Source organism: Labrys okinawensis (assembly GCF_047345005.1).
GTDB lineage: Bacteria > Pseudomonadota > Alphaproteobacteria > Rhizobiales > Labraceae > Labrys > Labrys okinawensis.
The window spans coordinates 6,618,898-6,634,507 of record NZ_CP178864.1 but is presented as its reverse complement, the minus strand read 5'-3'; the positions used below and the strand labels follow the sequence as shown (position 1 = coordinate 6,634,507).

General features: G+C 63.6%; 17 protein-coding genes. 10 read left to right on the top strand and 7 right to left on the bottom strand.

The annotated features are described in order from the left end of the window. Window positions 1-121 precede the first annotated feature (121 nt). Both ACMDCR_RS30795 and ACMDCR_RS30790 read right to left on the bottom strand, forming a co-directional pair. Window positions 122-844 (bottom strand): SDR family oxidoreductase, encoded by a 723-nt coding sequence (locus ACMDCR_RS30795; RefSeq protein WP_413990261.1) that lies wholly within the window; start codon window positions 842-844, stop codon window positions 122-124. Window positions 845-947: 103 nt separating this feature from the next. Beyond that, window positions 948-1,730: a 3-hydroxybutyrate dehydrogenase gene (locus ACMDCR_RS30790; RefSeq protein ID WP_413990260.1), complete on the bottom strand. Its 783-nt coding sequence runs from the start codon at window positions 1,728-1,730 to the stop codon at window positions 948-950. Between the two features lie 474 nt (window positions 1,731-2,204). On the opposite strand from ACMDCR_RS30790, the gene ACMDCR_RS30785 reads away from it, so the two are divergent. The 9 genes from ACMDCR_RS30785 (at window position 2,205) to ACMDCR_RS30745 (ending at window position 10,403) form a co-directional block, all read left to right on the top strand. Then, the gene (locus ACMDCR_RS30785) at window positions 2,205-3,155 is read left to right on the top strand and encodes a choline ABC transporter substrate-binding protein (protein WP_413990259.1); all 951 of its coding nucleotides are present in this window, start codon (window positions 2,205-2,207) and stop codon (window positions 3,153-3,155) included. 311 nt (window positions 3,156-3,466) lie between these two features. Continuing rightward, the gene (gene choW, locus ACMDCR_RS30780) at window positions 3,467-4,309 is read left to right on the top strand and encodes a choline ABC transporter permease subunit (protein ID WP_413990258.1); all 843 of its coding nucleotides are present in this window, start codon (window positions 3,467-3,469) and stop codon (window positions 4,307-4,309) included. Beyond that, window positions 4,309-5,505, top strand: a complete 1,197-nt coding sequence (choV, locus tag ACMDCR_RS30775; protein WP_413990257.1) for a choline ABC transporter ATP-binding protein — start codon at window positions 4,309-4,311, stop codon at window positions 5,503-5,505. The genes choW and choV overlap by 1 nt, the downstream gene beginning before the upstream one ends. A 352-nt stretch (window positions 5,506-5,857) precedes the next feature. Continuing rightward, entirely contained in the window at window positions 5,858-7,183 is a 1,326-nt protein-coding gene (locus tag ACMDCR_RS30770; RefSeq protein WP_413990256.1) for a D-alanyl-D-alanine carboxypeptidase family protein, read from the top strand. Between the two features lie 205 nt (window positions 7,184-7,388). Further along, window positions 7,389-8,279, top strand: a complete 891-nt coding sequence (locus ACMDCR_RS30765) for a DMT family transporter (RefSeq protein WP_413990255.1) — start codon at window positions 7,389-7,391, stop codon at window positions 8,277-8,279. Continuing rightward, window positions 8,276-9,286: a CobW family GTP-binding protein gene (locus ACMDCR_RS30760; RefSeq protein ID WP_413990254.1), complete on the top strand. Its 1,011-nt coding sequence runs from the start codon at window positions 8,276-8,278 to the stop codon at window positions 9,284-9,286. Before ACMDCR_RS30765 ends, ACMDCR_RS30760 begins: the two co-directional genes overlap by 4 nt. Window positions 9,287-9,418: 132 nt before the next feature. Next, the gene (locus tag ACMDCR_RS30755; RefSeq protein WP_413990253.1) at window positions 9,419-9,784 is read left to right on the top strand and encodes a VOC family protein; all 366 of its coding nucleotides are present in this window, start codon (window positions 9,419-9,421) and stop codon (window positions 9,782-9,784) included. Between the two features lie 98 nt (window positions 9,785-9,882). Beyond that, window positions 9,883-10,137, top strand: a complete 255-nt coding sequence (locus tag ACMDCR_RS30750) for a type II toxin-antitoxin system Phd/YefM family antitoxin (protein WP_413990252.1) — start codon at window positions 9,883-9,885, stop codon at window positions 10,135-10,137. After that, window positions 10,134-10,403 (top strand): Txe/YoeB family addiction module toxin, encoded by a 270-nt coding sequence (locus ACMDCR_RS30745; protein WP_413990251.1) that lies wholly within the window; start codon window positions 10,134-10,136, stop codon window positions 10,401-10,403. The genes ACMDCR_RS30750 and ACMDCR_RS30745 overlap by 4 nt, the downstream gene beginning before the upstream one ends. Window positions 10,404-10,619: 216 nt before the next feature. On the opposite strand, the gene ACMDCR_RS30740 is transcribed toward ACMDCR_RS30745, so the two are convergent. The 4 genes from ACMDCR_RS30740 to recR form a co-directional block, all read right to left on the bottom strand. Beyond that, a complete protein-coding gene (locus ACMDCR_RS30740; protein ID WP_413990250.1) occupies window positions 10,620-11,672 on the bottom strand; it encodes a methylenetetrahydrofolate reductase in 1,053 nt (350 codons plus the stop codon). Continuing rightward, on the bottom strand, window positions 11,669-12,274 hold the full coding sequence (locus ACMDCR_RS30735; protein WP_413990249.1) for a methylenetetrahydrofolate reductase C-terminal domain-containing protein: 606 nt from the start codon (window positions 12,272-12,274) through the stop codon (window positions 11,669-11,671). The genes ACMDCR_RS30740 and ACMDCR_RS30735 overlap by 4 nt, the downstream gene beginning before the upstream one ends. 24 nt (window positions 12,275-12,298) lie before the next feature. Next, on the bottom strand, window positions 12,299-12,601 hold the full coding sequence (locus ACMDCR_RS30730) for a virulence factor (RefSeq protein ID WP_413990248.1): 303 nt from the start codon (window positions 12,599-12,601) through the stop codon (window positions 12,299-12,301). Between the two features lie 93 nt (window positions 12,602-12,694). Next, window positions 12,695-13,297, bottom strand: a complete 603-nt coding sequence (gene recR, locus ACMDCR_RS30725) for a recombination mediator RecR (protein ID WP_413990247.1) — start codon at window positions 13,295-13,297, stop codon at window positions 12,695-12,697. 332 nt (window positions 13,298-13,629) lie between these two features. On the opposite strand from recR, the gene ACMDCR_RS30720 reads away from it, so the two are divergent. Next, window positions 13,630-14,724: an HPP family protein gene (locus ACMDCR_RS30720; RefSeq protein WP_413990246.1), complete on the top strand. Its 1,095-nt coding sequence runs from the start codon at window positions 13,630-13,632 to the stop codon at window positions 14,722-14,724. 169 nt (window positions 14,725-14,893) lie between these two features. Here ACMDCR_RS30720 and ACMDCR_RS30715 read toward each other — a convergent pair whose 3' ends face one another. Beyond that, window positions 14,894-15,583, bottom strand: a complete 690-nt coding sequence (locus ACMDCR_RS30715) for a 5-formyltetrahydrofolate cyclo-ligase (protein ID WP_413990245.1) — start codon at window positions 15,581-15,583, stop codon at window positions 14,894-14,896. Window positions 15,584-15,610: the final 27 nt, after the last annotated feature.

The window sequence follows — 15,610 nt, the reverse complement described above, 5'->3', positions numbered from 1 at the left end:
CGATCTTTCGATTGCGTCAGGCCGGGTCTCCGGCTGGCTGCATATTTTGTCCCGAGGCGACATCCGGAATAGACGCATGTGCGGCCAGGCGGTGCAACCAGGGCCGCACCGAGCATGAGACTTAGTATTCCTGCCGGGTCGGCGTAATCGTCAGTTCCTGCAGGATGACGTTCTGCGGCATCTGATAGGCAAAGAGCACGGTATCGGCCACCGCTTCCGGGCTGATCGGGCCGACATGATCCTTGCCGGCCTGCCAGAATTCGCGGGCGGCATCATTGTGCATGGTGCCGACAATGTCGGACTCGGTAAGGCCTGGCGAGACCACGATCACCCTCACGTCATGCGGCGCCATGCTGCGCCGCGCACCCTCGGTGATGGCATGGACGAAGAATTTCGTGCCGCCATAGACGTCGTGATACGGGTAGGACTTGCGGCCGGCGATCGAGGAAATGTTGATGATGGTGCCGTGGCGGCGCTCCTTCATCGCCGGCATCAGCGAATGCATGCAGTTGAGCACGCCGATGCAGTTGATGCCGATCAGCTCACGCCACTCGTTCGGGTCCTGCTCGTCGAGCTTGGAGAGGGCGGCGATGCCGGCATTGTTGACGAGGCAATCGACGGGACCATGCGCGGCTTCGCCCGTCTTGATGGCCTCGACCACCGCCTCGCGGTCGCGCACGTCGACGGAGAGGCAGACACTGTCGGGCAGGTCGAGATCCTCGAGAGGAGCCTGCCGCCTTGCCATCAGCAGCAGCGGATAGCCCGCCTTGGCGTAGGCCTGTGCCGTCGCCTTGCCGATACCCGTCCCCGCACCTGTGATCATCACCAGCGGCTTCTTCGCCATGGCCCTTCCTCTCGCTCTTCCCGTCGCCGAGCAATTTGTCTGCTCTCGCAACGAATGTGTCGCGCCTATGGCAGGCGAGTCAATCGGGGAAGGCCGCTCCGTCTCAAGCCGCTGTCCAGCCACCATCCATCGACATGTTGGCGCCGGTGATGTTGGCGGCTGCGTCCGAGCACAGGAACACCGCCATGGCCGCGACCTCCTCGATTGTGACGAATTCCTTGGTTGGCTGGGCCGCCAGCAACACCTCGCGCTTGACCTCATCCTCGGTCATGTTGCGCGCCTTCATCGTGTCGGGGATCTGTTTCTCCACCAGCGGCGTCCAGACGTAGCCCGGCGAGATGGCGTTGCAGGTGATCTTCTGCTGCGCAACTTCCAGCGCCACCGTCTTGGTGAGGCCGGCGATGCCGTGCTTGGCGGCGACATACGCGGATTTGTAAGGCGAGGCCACCAGCGAATGGGCCGAGGCGGTGTTGATGATGCGACCCCAGCCCTTCTTCTTCATGCCGGGCAGGGCAGCCTTGATGGCATGAAAGGCGGCCATCAGGTTGAGGTGGATGATTGCCTCCCACTTGTCGTCGGGAAACTCGTCGATCGGCGCAACATGCTGGATACCGGCATTGTTGACCAGGATGTCGACGGTACCGAAGGCAGCCTCCGCATCGGCGATCAGTGTCCTCACTGCCGCCGGCTCCATCAGATTGGCCGAGGAGAACATCACCCTCACACCGCAGTCGGCCGCGATGCCAGCGCGGATCCTCTCGATCTCGCCTGCGTCCCCCAGGCCGTTGAGCATGATGTAGGCGCCTTCGCGAGCCAGCGCCCGGGCAATGCCGAGGCCGATCCCCGACGTCGAGCCGGTCACCACGGCCGCCTTGTTCTTGAGCATGAGTTCCAGTTCCTTCGGGCGGGATCGGGTGGATGAGGTTCTGCCCCCAATCCGTCACCCGTCCGTCATAAGGCTCCGCCTTGCCCTGGTGCAACGGTCGATGCTCCCGGCGAGCCGCGATATTGCGTTGCATCACAGCGCTGTGAAAGTGGCGCAGCCGTGACACAGAGCGTCGCGCACATACAAAGCCCTTGCGGCATTAATTGATTGTATGTTCAATCAATAAAGTATCTAGACGACACCGTTTCGAGACCGGAAAGTCGGCCGGAACGGGGCTGGCGCCATTGGCTCCGCAGCGTCATCCAGCGCTGCGAATTAAGGGGACAATGATCGTCATTCGTGCTGAATTGCCACGGGGGGTTCTACCTCGTGGCAAGAGTTTGATCCACCAAGATGGGGTCAGAGGGGTATCAACCAGGTTGGCTCGGGCCTGCGCCCGTGCACAATCTACGTCGTTTTCCGGGAGAATATGAAATGACGGGTTTTGCTAAGATTTTCGCGATAGCCGCGCTGACCATGGGGGTCACGACGGGCGTCGCGCTGGCAGGCGATTCCGATGCCTGCAAGACGGTCAAGTTCTCGGATGTGGGCTGGACCGACATCACCTCGACCACGGCGATCGCTTCGCGCATCCTGACCGGCCTTGGTTATACCCCCACCACCACCGTGCTCAGCGTGCCCGTCACCTATGCTTCGATGAAGAGCAAGGACATCGACGTCTTCCTCGGCAACTGGGAGCCGAGCATGGAGAACGACCGCAAGGCCTATATTGCGGACAAGTCGGTCGTCGAAATCAGCGCCAACCTGCCGGAAGGCGCCAAGTACACGCTGGCCGTGCCGCAGTACACCTATGACAAGGGCCTGAAGGATTTCTCCGACATCACCAAGTTCAAGGATTCCCTGCAAAGCAAGATCTATGGCATCGAGCCGGGCAATGACGGCAACCGCCTGGTGCAGAGCCTGATCGACGGCAAGAAGGACAATCTAGGCGACTTCCAGCTGGTCGAGTCCTCCGAGCAGGGCATGCTTGCCCAGGTGCAGGGCGCGGTTGCCCGCAACGAGGACATCGTCTTCCTCGGCTGGGCGCCGCATCCGATGAACGTCAACTTCAAGATCCAGTACCTCACGGGTGGCGACGACACCTTCGGGCCGAATTTCGGTGCTGCCAAGGTCTACACCAATGAGCGCGCCAGCTTCGCCACCGACTGCCCCAATGCCGGCAAGTTCGTTGCCAATCTGAAGTTCACCGTCGACCTTGAGAACCAGGTGATGCAGATGATCACCGGCGACGGCATGGACGGCCCCGCGGCGGCCGAGAAATATCTCAAGGCCAATCCGGGCGTGCTCGATGCCTGGCTCGACGGCGTGACCACCTTCGACGGTCAGCCCGGCCTTCCGGCCGTGAAGAAGAGCCTCGGTCTCTGATCCCAGTCAGCATGGGGGAGGGCTGCATAGCCCTTCCCCTCGGCCCGTTACTCAGGTCTATCGCGGAGCGGGCCTCTCCATTGTCGGCGACAGACGATTCAGCCCGCCGGCCCATGCCGGTGAGAGACGAAAAACAAAAGCGTTTTGCGATGCGACGGAATCAGCAAGAGTCGCAGGGACGCGTCGAAGCAAGAACTAGAGCAAAGAAGCGTTTACGCCTAAGCGCGTTTTGCTCTGGGGGTCGGTCGAGAGACATGCCCGTCAAGGGTGGGACCCGATCCAGCCTGGCCATCTAGAATGCGGGGGACTTAATGTTCGATTGGGTTGCGACGTACAAGCTGCCATTCGGCCAGCTGATGAATACGATCATCGTGTTCTTGCAGAAATACTGCACGACATGGCTGTTCGATCCGCTCCGTATCGCCATCGAATTCGTCGTCAACAGGACGTCAGAGGCCCTCACCTATCCGCCGCCGATCATCGTTATCGTGCTCGTCATGGCCTTCGCCTGGTGGCGCCTGCGCTCTTGGGAACTATGCCTCTTCGTGCTGCTCGGCAGCCTGTTCATCTGGAACCAGGGCTATTGGCTCAACACCATGAAGACGGTGTCGCTGGTTTTCTGGTCGGCCGCCGTTGCCATGGCGATCGGCATTCCGCTCGGCGTGATGGCGGCGCATCGACCCAGGCTCTATCACGTCATGCACCCGATTCTCGACATGATGCAGACCCTGCCGACCCTGGTCTATCTCATCCCGATGGTCGCCCTGTTCCGTCTTGGCTACGCTCCCGGCCTGATCGCCACGCTGATCTTCGCCCTGCCGGCGCCCGTGCGCCTGACCTATCTCGGCATCACCTCGACGCCGACTGCGCTGAAGGAGGCAGGTGAAGCCTTCGGCTCCACCAAGAGCCAGCTGCTGTGGAAAGTCGAGCTGCCGCACGCGTTGCCCACCATCATGGCGGGCGTCACCCAATGCATCATGCTCAGTCTCTCGATGGTCGTCATCGCCGGCCTGGTCGGAGCCGAGGGCCTCGGCGTCGACGTCGTGCGCGCCATGGGCCAGTTCAACATTCCGCGTGGCTTTGAAGCCGGCGCCTGCATCGTTATCCTGGCGATCATGCTGGACCGCCTCTGCCGAGTGAAGGGAGCGCACTGATGAACGTCGCCGTCGATTTCAGGAATGTCGATATCATCTTCGGCGCCAAGCAGGCCGAGGCTCTCAAGATGCTCGATGCGGGCTCCACCCGCGCCGAGATCCTGGAAAAGACGGGCTCGGTGCTCGGCTGCGCCGATGGCAACCTGACCGTCAACGAGGGCGAGATCAGCGTGCTGATGGGCCTGTCGGGTTCCGGCAAGTCCACCCTGATGCGCGCAGTCAACGGCCTCAACAAGGTCACCCGCGGTTCCGTGCTGGTGAAGTCGGGCGATAAGATGGTCGACGTCGTTTCCTGCGACGCCACCACGCTCCGGCAGGTCCGCCAGGGCGCTGTCGCTATGGTCTTCCAGCAATTCGGCCTCCTGCCGTGGCGTACGGTGGCGGAGAATGTCGGCTTCGGCCTGGAACTCGCCGGCATGCCGGAAGCCGAGCGCAAGGCGCGCGTCGACAAGCAGCTCAAGCTGGTCCATCTCGATAAGTGGGCCCATAAATTCGCCCATGAACTCTCGGGCGGCATGCAGCAGCGTGTCGGCCTGGCCCGTGCCTTCGCCACCGAAGCCCCGATCCTGCTGATGGACGAGCCGTTCTCGGCGCTCGATCCGCTGATCCGTACCAAACTGCAGGACGAACTCCTCCAACTGCAGAAAGAGCTGAAGAAGACAATCATCTTCGTCAGCCACGATCTCGAGGAAGCCCTCAAGATCGGCAACACCATCACCATCCTGGAGAGCGGGCGCATCGTGCAGTCCGGCAAGCCCGAAGACATCGTGCTGCGTCCGGCCAATGACTATGTCCAGGAGTTCATCGCCAATGTGAACCCGCTCAGCGTGCTCACGGCCTGGCATGTGATGCGCGATGCCCGCGACCTCGAAAAGGGCGAGGATGGCTGGATCTGGCTCGACAGCCGCAAGACCACGCGCTTCAAGGTCGCTCCCGACGGCCAGGTCCTGGCGGCCGAACGGGACGGCGTGCATGGCGCCTGGGTGCATTGCTCCGAATGCGAGACACCGGTTCCGGCCGGCGAGCGGCCCTGCTACTGGGCGAGCCCCGGCACCTCGCTGAAGACGGTGATGCTTGCCATGCACAATGCCGATACCGCGCCTGTGGCCCTGTTCGACGAGCAGAACCGCTTCGTCGGCGCCATCGGCGTGAAGGACGTGCTGCAAGCGGTGCTGAGGAAGCAGGACCCGGCTTGAGAAATCGGCCGCAGCCCTCGTCTCCAGATAAAGTCTCGGGGTTGAATGCCAGAATTTCGAGACACATCACGCAAAGTAATGCTTCACTGGCAGTAATGTTCGCATTCGCCAGTGTAAACGCAACAGCCACAAGGGATGAGCCGCTGGCCCGACTATTTCCCGATGCGAAATCTCGATGATGCAACCTGAAAAAGCCTGTTCGCACAGGTCGATTAGCCATTGATCCGTTAATTCTTTGCCGCGATACTTGCCGCCCTGCGGACGGATTTCATGTATTGATCCGTCTTGCGGTCATCAAATCGCCCCCCTCGCGGAGGATGTGTGGCCGCCGCCGAAGCCGAAAGGGGAACTGATGGGTATGATGAAACGCGCCATTGCCGCCATCGCCGTGGCAAGTCTTGCCTCCGGATTCGCCGGAAGCATCGCAAGCGCCAACCCCACCATCGTCGTCGATGCCGCCACCGGCCGGGTGCTTCAGCAGAGCGATGCGACCAGGCCCTGGTATCCCGCCTCCCTCTCCAAGCTGATGACGGCCTACACCGTCTTCAAGGCGCTCAAGGCCGGCCGTATCGATGGCGGCACGCCGATCGTCATCACGCCCCGCGCCGCCAGGCAGGCGCCGTCGAAGATGGGCTATCCCGTCGGCACCCTGATCACCGTGGATGACGCGCTCAAGATGCTGGTCGTCCATTCCGCGAATGACATCGCGGTGGCGCTCGCCGAAGGCACTTCGGGCTCGATCGACAAATTCGCCGACGAGATGAACGCCAATTCCCGCGCTCTCGGCATGGCGCAGAGCCATTGGGTCAATCCCAACGGCCTGCCGGACCCCCGCCAGGTCACCTCGGCGCGCGACATGGCTATCATCGCCGATGCGATCATCACACAGTTCCCGCAATATGCCTCGCTGTTCCAGATCCAGACCATCCAGTCCGGCGCCCGTGTGCTGCGCACCCACAACGCCCTGGTCTACCGTTATCCCGGCACCGACGGGATGAAGACCGGCTTCATCTGCGCCTCCGGCTTCAATGTGGTGGCGACCGCGACGCGCAGCGGCCGCAAGCTGATCACGGTGGTGATGGGTGCGGCGACCCCGAAGGACCGCACCAACCAGGCCGTGGCCCTGTTCGAATCGAACTACACCAACCAGGGTGGCGGCTTCTTCAGCAAGGCGCCGCTGCTGACGGATCTCGCTCCCTCCGGCTATCCCGGCCCGTCCGACATCCGCGATGTCGCCTGCTCCCGCAAGAAGGGCGGTTCGGACGCCGCCGAGAATGCCGACACCGCCGAGGTGCTGCCGGGCGAGCCTGGCGGCCCCCCGGTGACGGTGAGCCCGCTGCTGTCGAGTTGGGTGACGGCGCCGCCGATTGCCGTCGGTCCCTATCTGGGCACGCGCCGGCCGCTGTTCGCCTTCGCCGACGCGCCGGTCCTTCTCGACAGGCCCGCCAGGCCGGCCAATACCAAGGTTGCCGGCAAGAAGGGTGCGGTAACCGCCGCCGGCTATGCCGACCCCGCCAAGGCCCTGGCCGTGCCGCCGCAACTCACCGACCCCAAGCTCAACAAGGGCCGCAAGAGCCTGAAGAAGGCGGCGAACACGAAGGCCGTAAAGGCCAAGCCCGCCAAGGTCGTGAAGCCGGTCGATCCCAAGAAGAAAAAGAAGCCACAGCCGCAAGGGTGATGCGTGCCGGGCTGCGAAGTTTGACGTGAAGAGGCGACGAAGCCGAAGTAGTCGATGGGACACCGTCATTGCTTCGCTTCGCTCTCAGTGGCGGACAAAGGTCCCGTCGCCTGCGATTTTTGGTCAAGCCCTTCGGCCAAGCTTTCTTTCTGCCCTTGTTTGCACTGCCAAGATACCGGTTCACAGACCGGCACACCGGATCTCCATGTCTCGTGACACCACCATTTTCGGACTGGGCATCGGCTTGACGGCGGCGCTTTGCTACGGCGCGAATGTGCCCTATTCCAAGCTGGCCGCCCAGGCGGGGGCTGATGGCCCGACGCTCGTGCTCTACCGCGCATTCCTGATGGTGGTGCTGCTCGGGGGGCTCGGGCTCGCCCAGAGCCGCTCGCTGGAGGTGCCCGTGGGCAGCCGCCTTCCCGTGCTGGGCCTCGGCATCGCCACCAGCTTCGTGGGCCTGTGCTATATCTCGTCGGTGGCCTTCATTCCGGTGGGTGTCGCCACCATCCTCTATTACACCTACCCGCTGATGATCCTGCTGGTGGCTCCGCTCGTCGACGGCGAGCGCCTGACGCCGGCGCGGCTGGGTATCTTCATCTTGGCCTTCGCCGGCCTGTTCATCGCCCTTGGCCCGAACTTCACTTCGCTCGACTGGCGTGGCCTCGCGCTGGCGCTGGTGGGAGGGGCGGCCGCGGCGGTGCAGTTTTTCTGCGCGGCGCGGGCAACACGCGGTTCGACGCCACTGATCGCCGGCTTCTGGACGCAGCTCATCCTCATTCCCATTGCGCTTGCCGCCTGTCTCTTCGCCGGCAGGCTGAACCCGCCTTCTGTATTGGTCGCTGCCGCTTTTCCGGCCGGCATGCATATCCTGCTCTTCGTGCTGGCCTTCGGCTTCCATCTCCTCGCCGCCCGCCTGGCGCTGCCGGCCGCTCTCGGCCTTGTCTTCTGCGCCGAGCCCGTGGCCTCGATCCTCCTGGCGACGCAGGTGCTGCGCGAAAGCCTCACACTTGTCCAGATTAGCGGCGGCGCCCTGGTGCTCATCGCGGTGATGGCCTCCGTCCTTGCCGAAAGCCGCAAGCAGGCGAGGCCGGCATGAGCGCAACAGCCATCCCCGCCTTCGTTCTGACCGGCTTTCTCGGCGCGGGCAAGACGACACTGCTCAACCGGCTGCTCAAGCATCGGGCGCTGGCGGATACGGCGGTTGTGATCAACGAATATGGCGATGCCGGCCTCGACCATCTCCTGGTGCAGAAGTCCGGTGACGGCGTGGTGCTTCTCTCTTCGGGGTGCCTGTGCTGCAGCCTTCGCGGTGATCTCCTCGATACCCTTGCCGATCTTGCCGCACGCCGCGCCGGCGGCAGCCTGCCGCCCTTCGCTCGCGTGGTGATCGAGACAACCGGCCTTGCCCACCCGACCCCGGTGCTACAGACCCTGCTCGCGCCTCAGCTCGCCGCCGCCGGCTATAGGCTTGCGAGCGTTGTCGCCGTAGCGGATGCCCAGCGGGGAGGGGCGTTGCTCGACGAGCATCCAGAGAGCCTCGCCCAGCTTGCGGTGGCTGACCGCATCCTCATCAGCAAGGCTGATCTCGTGCCCGACATCGCGCCCTTCATCGCGAGGCTGGCGGCGCTCAATCCGCGGGCCCGGATCGACAGCGTACAGGACGTACAGCCGGCCGAGCTGCTCGCCAGCCCAGCCTTCACGGCTGCCCTGCCGCAGAAGCCCCGCCCCTTCTTCAGCGCCCACGACGCCTCGATTGCCTCCTTCGTGCTCGTCACCAGCAAGGCTATGGAGCCGTATCACCTCGCCGGCTTCCTCGACGAGTTGCGCGAGCACCACGGCGAGGGCCTGCTGCGGCTGAAGGGACTGGTAAAGCTCGCCGACGAGCCGGCGCGGCCCGTGCTGATCCAGGGCGTACAGCATGTGCTGCATCCGCCCGAGCGCCTGCCGGCCTGGCCGGATGGGGACGAGTGCACCCGCATCGTCGTGATCACCAAGGGCCTGGATCAGCGCCGCATCGAAGATCTGTTCGCCGCCTTCACTGGCGATATCAGGCTCGACGCACCGGACCGCGAGGCGCTGACCAACAATCCGTTGGCCTTCTGAACCCCTTCGTTTCGCTCAAATGTCGCTTTCTTCGGCTTACTGACGCGATGTCCGCGCACTCAGGAATGCTCCTGACAGAAACTGGCAGGGCAATGCCCTACATCCTCGTCATCGCAACCCGAGGAACCCATCATGCCCAACGCCCATTACGTGCTGTTTTTTGTCGACAGTCCGCGCCGCAGTGCCGCCTTCTATCGCGACCTTCTCGGCCTCGAACCTGTTGAAGAACAGGCCACCTTCGCTATGTTCGTGCTCGAATCCGGGCTGAGGCTCGGCCTGTGGTCGAGGCACACCGCCGAACCCCTGCCGGGTGCTGCCCCGGGCGGCGCGGAACTCGGCATTGAAGTGGCGGATGCCCCCAGTGTCGACAAGCTCTATGTCGAATGGAGCGTCAAGGACATTCGCGTGCTGCAGAAGCCCGTCGACCTGGATTTTGGCCGCACCTTCGTGATCCTCGACCCAGACGGTCACCGCCTCAGGGTGTTTGCGGCGGCGTAAGGTTAGGCCTTATCGCATCGAAGATTGAGACCCCATCGCAATTGCGATTGATGCTTTCTCGGTGTACGTATACACGTACATAAAAGGGAGTTATCCCCATGGGGCACGTCAATTTCACCGAACTGCGCGCCAACATGGCTAAGCACTTTGATCAGGTCGAGGCGGATAGGACCGAGTTGATCGTAACACGGCAGGATCATGAGCCGCTGGTTGTCCTGCCGCTTGCGGAATTGGAGGGGCTACGGGAGACGCTGCATCTTCTTAGTTCGCGCGCCAATGCCGAGCGCTTGCAACGGTCAATTGCTGAGCTTGATGCCGGCGGTGGCGCTGAGCGTGTGCTGATCGATCCATGAAGATTGTCTTTTCGTCGGACGGCTGGGACGACTATATCTACTGGCAAGAAAACGACGGAGCGATCCTCGTTCGCATCAACGAGGTGATCAGGGATACTGCGCGGTCGCCTTTCAAGGGTATTGGCAAGCCAGAGCCTCTGTCGGGCAATCTGAAGGGCTGGTGGTCACGAAGAATCACTCGGGAGCATCGTCTGATATATCGCGTGAAAGGAAGCAACGAAGAACAGGCGTTGGAAATCCTGGCGTGCCGGCACCACTACGATTAGCTCGCGCCAAAGACGGAGTGACGATCTCGGCGTCTTCGACCCTTTTGAAGAGGCGGGTCGTCTACTTTTTCAGCAAACGAGCAGTTTGCAGGATTCATATTATCTACAAATGTCGATTGGCAATCGACGCCGCAATCTTGTGCCTCGCTACGTAAGTTGGGCGCGAGGTATCGGCCTCCAAATAGGGACGGAACGTCAACAGCGGCAGAAACTCTCCTACTGTGCCGCTACCATCTCCTCATGCGGCATCGGCCCTGCGACCATGTCGCGGCGCCAGGGCGTGCGGCCGGCAAGGACGCCGGATTCGTGCACGATCTCAGAGACATATTCTTCCTGACGATAGGCCATCACATGCACGCCCGAGACGCCCTTGATCTCGCGCACCTGCTGGATGATGTCGATGCACAGGCGCTTGCCTTCCTCCTTCTGGTCGGCAGCGCCTTCGAGCCGCTTGATGATCTCGTCGGGTACATGCACCCCCGGTACGTTGGAGCGCATCCATTTGGCAGTGCGGGCCGACGCCAGCGGGCCGACGCCGACCATGATGAAGCACTTCTCGTGAAGTCCCATGTCGCGGACGCGCGTCATGAACCGTTCTAGCAGAGGCACGTCGAAGCAGTACTGCGTCTGGATGAACTGGGCACCGGCCTCGACCTTCTTGGCGAGGTTAACAGGGCGGAAGTCATAGGGCGGCACGAAGGGATTGGCCGCAGCACCCATGAACATCGCCGGCGGCGTGGTGATCTTGCGGCCCGAAAGGAAGCGCGCTTCGTCGCGCATGGTCCTGATGGTCGAGAGCAGGGCGGTGGAGTCGAGGTCGAACACCGGCTTGGCCTCGGGATGGTCGCCGCTCTGCACGCCGTCTCCCGACAGGCACAGCACATTGCATACGCCGAGCGCCGCCGCGCCCAGCACGTTGCCCTGGATGGCAATGCGGTTGTAGTCCCGGCAGGAGATCTGGAACACCGGCGAATAGCCGACACGCGTCAAGAGAGCGCAGATCGCAACCGACGACATGTGGCAGTTGGCGCCGGAACCGTCGGTGGCGTTGATGGCGTCGACCCAGCCCTCGAAGGGCTTCACGCGCTCCAGCACATCGTCGGGATTGGCTGAATCCGGCGGATTGAGCTCGGCCGTAACGGCGAACTCGCCCCGGCGGAGCACGCGCTCCAGGCGTCCGCGCGAAGAGTGGCCAGGCAGTGCCGGCAGGGGGGCGGCTGGATGCGGACCGAAATCATCGGGATGGGGCAGACGGGTTTCCATGCTCATGCCTTGGCTCCCCCGCTCTTGGTAGTGTCCGTCTTGGTGACGGCCGCCTTGGCCTTGACTGCCGCCGCGGCGGCAGCCCTCTCGGACGCGATGCGGGCGTTGTAGCCGGATTTCTCGCGGGCCACCGACAGCCAGGAGGAGGTGCCCTTCAGGCGGTGGTCAACGGGCTTGGCCGGTACCGCGATGGCAGCGCCATCCACCATCTTCTGCGACCCCTCATAGGCCTTCACCCAGACACAGGGCATGTCGGCATAGACTTCGCAGTTGCCATTGGCGCGCACGCCCCCGCAGGGTCCGTTACGCAACCCCTTGGGGCAGTTCATCGGGCAGGACATGCCGGTGGAGGAAAGGGCGCATTGGCCGCACATCTTGCAGTCGAACAGCGCGCCCTTTACCAGCCTCTCGACCTTGGCGACAGGCTTCTCCATACGCTCCCAGCCGATGGCGGTGAAGGCGGGGGCAAGCTTGACCAGCGTCCATTCCAGTGCGTTGTACATCCGCTCCATGGCGGCGGAGTTGCGGATGGCCCAGAAGCGCAGTGCAAATTTCTTCGCATCGCGCGGCTGTTTACCGGTGGCTTCAAAGGCGGCGGGCGTGCGCATGTCGGCAGAACTCGGGTTGAAGAGCTAGCTGCTCTCTTTGCCGCCATTCTTGGCAAGAGCGACAAGCCTGGCCTTGTCATATTCCGCCTCGATCTTGGCCGCCGCTGCCGAAACTTCCGCTTCGAGGTCGTCGCCGCACTCGACGGGCGCGCTGCGCCGGAATTCGGCGAGGTAGTCGTCGGTTGCCGCAGCATCCGAACGCATGGCCGCCATGTCGACGGCCTCGCCAAACCGCGAGCTCAACTCGCGCTTGGCGCTGGTGCGGCCCTGCTTGGCCACCACCATGGTGGGAATGTCGCGCCAATAGGTGATGATGAGCTGGGGCATGGGTCCTCACTGGGAGCGCGGACATCTTGTCCGCTCTTGGAAACGATACGCCTACCGGGGAGGAAGAGCGGACGAGACGTCCGCGCTCCCAGGTCAAAACGGCGTCCGGCTGCGGATCGCGGCAGCCAGAGTGCCTTCGTCGAGGTAGTCAAGCTCGCCTCCGACCGGCACGCCATGCGCCAGTTTCGTCACCTTGACGCCCGTGGGCGCGAGAAGATCGGTGACATAATGGGCGGTGGTCTGGCCGTCGACCGTGGCGTTGAGGGCGAGCATGACTTCGGTGATACCCCCTTCGGAAACGCGGGAGATGAGCTTGTCTATGGAAAGATCTTCGGGACCGATCCCATCGAGCGGGGAGAGCGTGCCCCCGAGCACATGGTAGCGTGCATTGACGACGCCGGCCCGCTCCAGCGCCCAGAGATCCGAGACGTCCTCCACCACCACGAGAAGGGAATTGTCGCGGCGCGAGTCCGAGCACATCGTACAGGGATCGGCGGTGTCGATGTTGCCACAGTTCGAGCATACGACCACCCGCTCGCACGCGATCTGCAGCGCGGAGGCGAGCGGCAACATGAGCTGGTCGCGTTTCTTGATCAGCGTGAGGGCGGCGCGGCGCGCGGAGCGGGGTCCCAGGCCGGGCAGGCGGGCAAGAAGCTGGATCAGGCGTTCGATTTCGGGGCCGGTCACGGAGGGCATGCTGCTCAGATAGGTGATTCAGTGCGGTGATGCGAGGGTTTTCGCTGGGAGCGCGGACGTCCTCGTCCATGTACGCTAACTTTGCTCGCCGAGGCGCGCCAAGCAGGGAGTGGCGATCACCGATCGCCATCTGCCTTACCCGCAAATATGCCGGTTCCAAGATTGTCGATCGGTGATCGACACTCCAATCTGGCTCTCCCGTCGGAAAAGTCAGCGCTTATGGACGTTCTCGTCGCGCTCCCAGCGCCAAACTGCCACAATGCCCAATACTTGAGCACAAGTATCGCTTCGCGATATATCCCGCCGCTCCTGTTCGTCCCGCCCGGTCCAAGATGTCGATCCTTCCCTCCAAGCTCTTCGTGCCGATCCTCGCCGGCGCCACCCTGCGCGACCGGCTGTTCGCCTGTCTCGGTGCCGTCGTCGGCATCGGCCTCACCGGGCTTGTCTGCACGCTGGTCTTCGGCCGGGATCCGAATCTGCCCTATATCGTCGCCCCCGTCGGCGCTTCGGCTGTGCTGCTCTTCGCCGTACCGGCGAGCCCCTTGGCGCAGCCCTGGTCGATCGTCGGCGGCAATACGCTCTCGGCGCTGGCAGGCATCACCGTCTGCCAGTTCGTGCACGAGCCGCTCGCCGCCATCGGGCTTGCAGTGGGCCTGGCCATCGCGGTGATGTCGCTCACTCGCTGCCTGCATCCGCCCGGAGGAGCGGCCGCGCTGACGGCGGTGATCGGTGGACCCGCTGTCGCGGCGGCCGGCTTCAGCTTCGCGCTCATACCGGTGGGCCTGAACTCGCTCCTGCTGGTGGTGCTCGGCTGGCTCTTCCACCGCTTCTCCCGTCATGCCTATCCGCATGTGCCCGCCCCTCTGCTTCCCAGCAATCACGGCACGCGTGATCCCGCTCCCTCGCGGCGGGTCGGCTTCCGGGCAGAGGACGTCGATGCCGCGCTGGAGGATATTGGGGAGGCCTTCGACATCGATCGCGACGATCTCGACCGGCTGCTGCAGCGGGTCGAGGAGCGCGCCTTGCTGCGTAGCCATGGCGACATTGCCTGCGCCGACATCATGTCTCGCGACGTGATCACCGTCGGGCCGGAGGCGGAGCTGCACGCGGCGCGCGACCTCATGCTCGACCACAATATCCGCACCCTGCCCGTGGTGGATGCTGCCGGCCGGCTCGCCGGCACGGTGGGCCTGCGCGAACTCGCACGGTTTGGAGAACGCGTCGGCGAGGTGATGCGGGCAGCCGTAACCACGACGCCCGAGACACCGGCGCTGAGCCTGATCCCGCGCCTGACAGACGGTAGCGCCCATGCGGTGGTGATCGTAGCGGAGGAGCTACGAGTGGTCGGCCTGGTGACGCAGACGGATCTCCTCGCGGCGATGGCGCGCCTCGCGGGGAGCGCGGACGTCCCCAAGACACTCACTTGAGTGTTGGAACGGTTGAAGAGAGGGCGTGCCAGCCGCTGAGTGGCGGTCTCTGATCGCCATTCATGAAAACCGTACGTCTGCGGGTGAGGAAGATGGCGGTCGGAGACCGCCACTCCAAACCCGCCCAGTCCTCAACAGCTCTGTTTCAAGAGCGGATCCCCGACACTCACTAGAATGTCGTTGGGGCGTCCGCGCTCCCGGCCTCGGTCACAATGGCATCCATCCTGATATCATGCGGCAGCGGATAGATCGTTCGGATCCTGAACATCGAATAGCCTACGCCGATCACCCGCCGGCCCGCCGGCAGCACAGCCAAGGTACGGTCGAAATAGCCGCCGCCATAGCCGAGCCGATAGCCTTCCGCGTCGAAGCCGACGATGGGGGCGAAGGCAATGTCGGGCGTGACCGCCTCTTCCTTCTCCGGCACCGGGATGTTCCAGAAGCCGCGCTTCAGCTTCTCGCCCGGTTGCCAGAGATGGAAGACCAGCGGGGCGTTCTTCTCGGCCACCACCGGCAGCGCACCGATGGCGCCGCGCCCGAGGATTGCGGCGAACCAGGCACGCAGGTCCGGTTCGCAGCGCATCGGCCAGTAGAGGCTGACCACCTTGCCCTCCAGCGCCGGCAGGAGCGTGTCGAGATGCGCGGCGATGCGCTCGGCATCCACCGCCCGCTGGTCGGCGGGGATCGCCATGCGCTGGGCGAGGAGACGTTCGCGCTCGGCCCGTCGCCAGCGGAAGATGTTGGCCCGCCGCTCGGCCGGACTGAGATCGCCCATGCCGCCCTCGCCCGGCGAGAGTTCGTGCAGGAAGCAGGCTGGGGACGCAAAATCGTGCGCGTCGTCTTCTTGGGGATCGCTCATGCCGTGGGCCTCCTCCGGGAAAGGCTA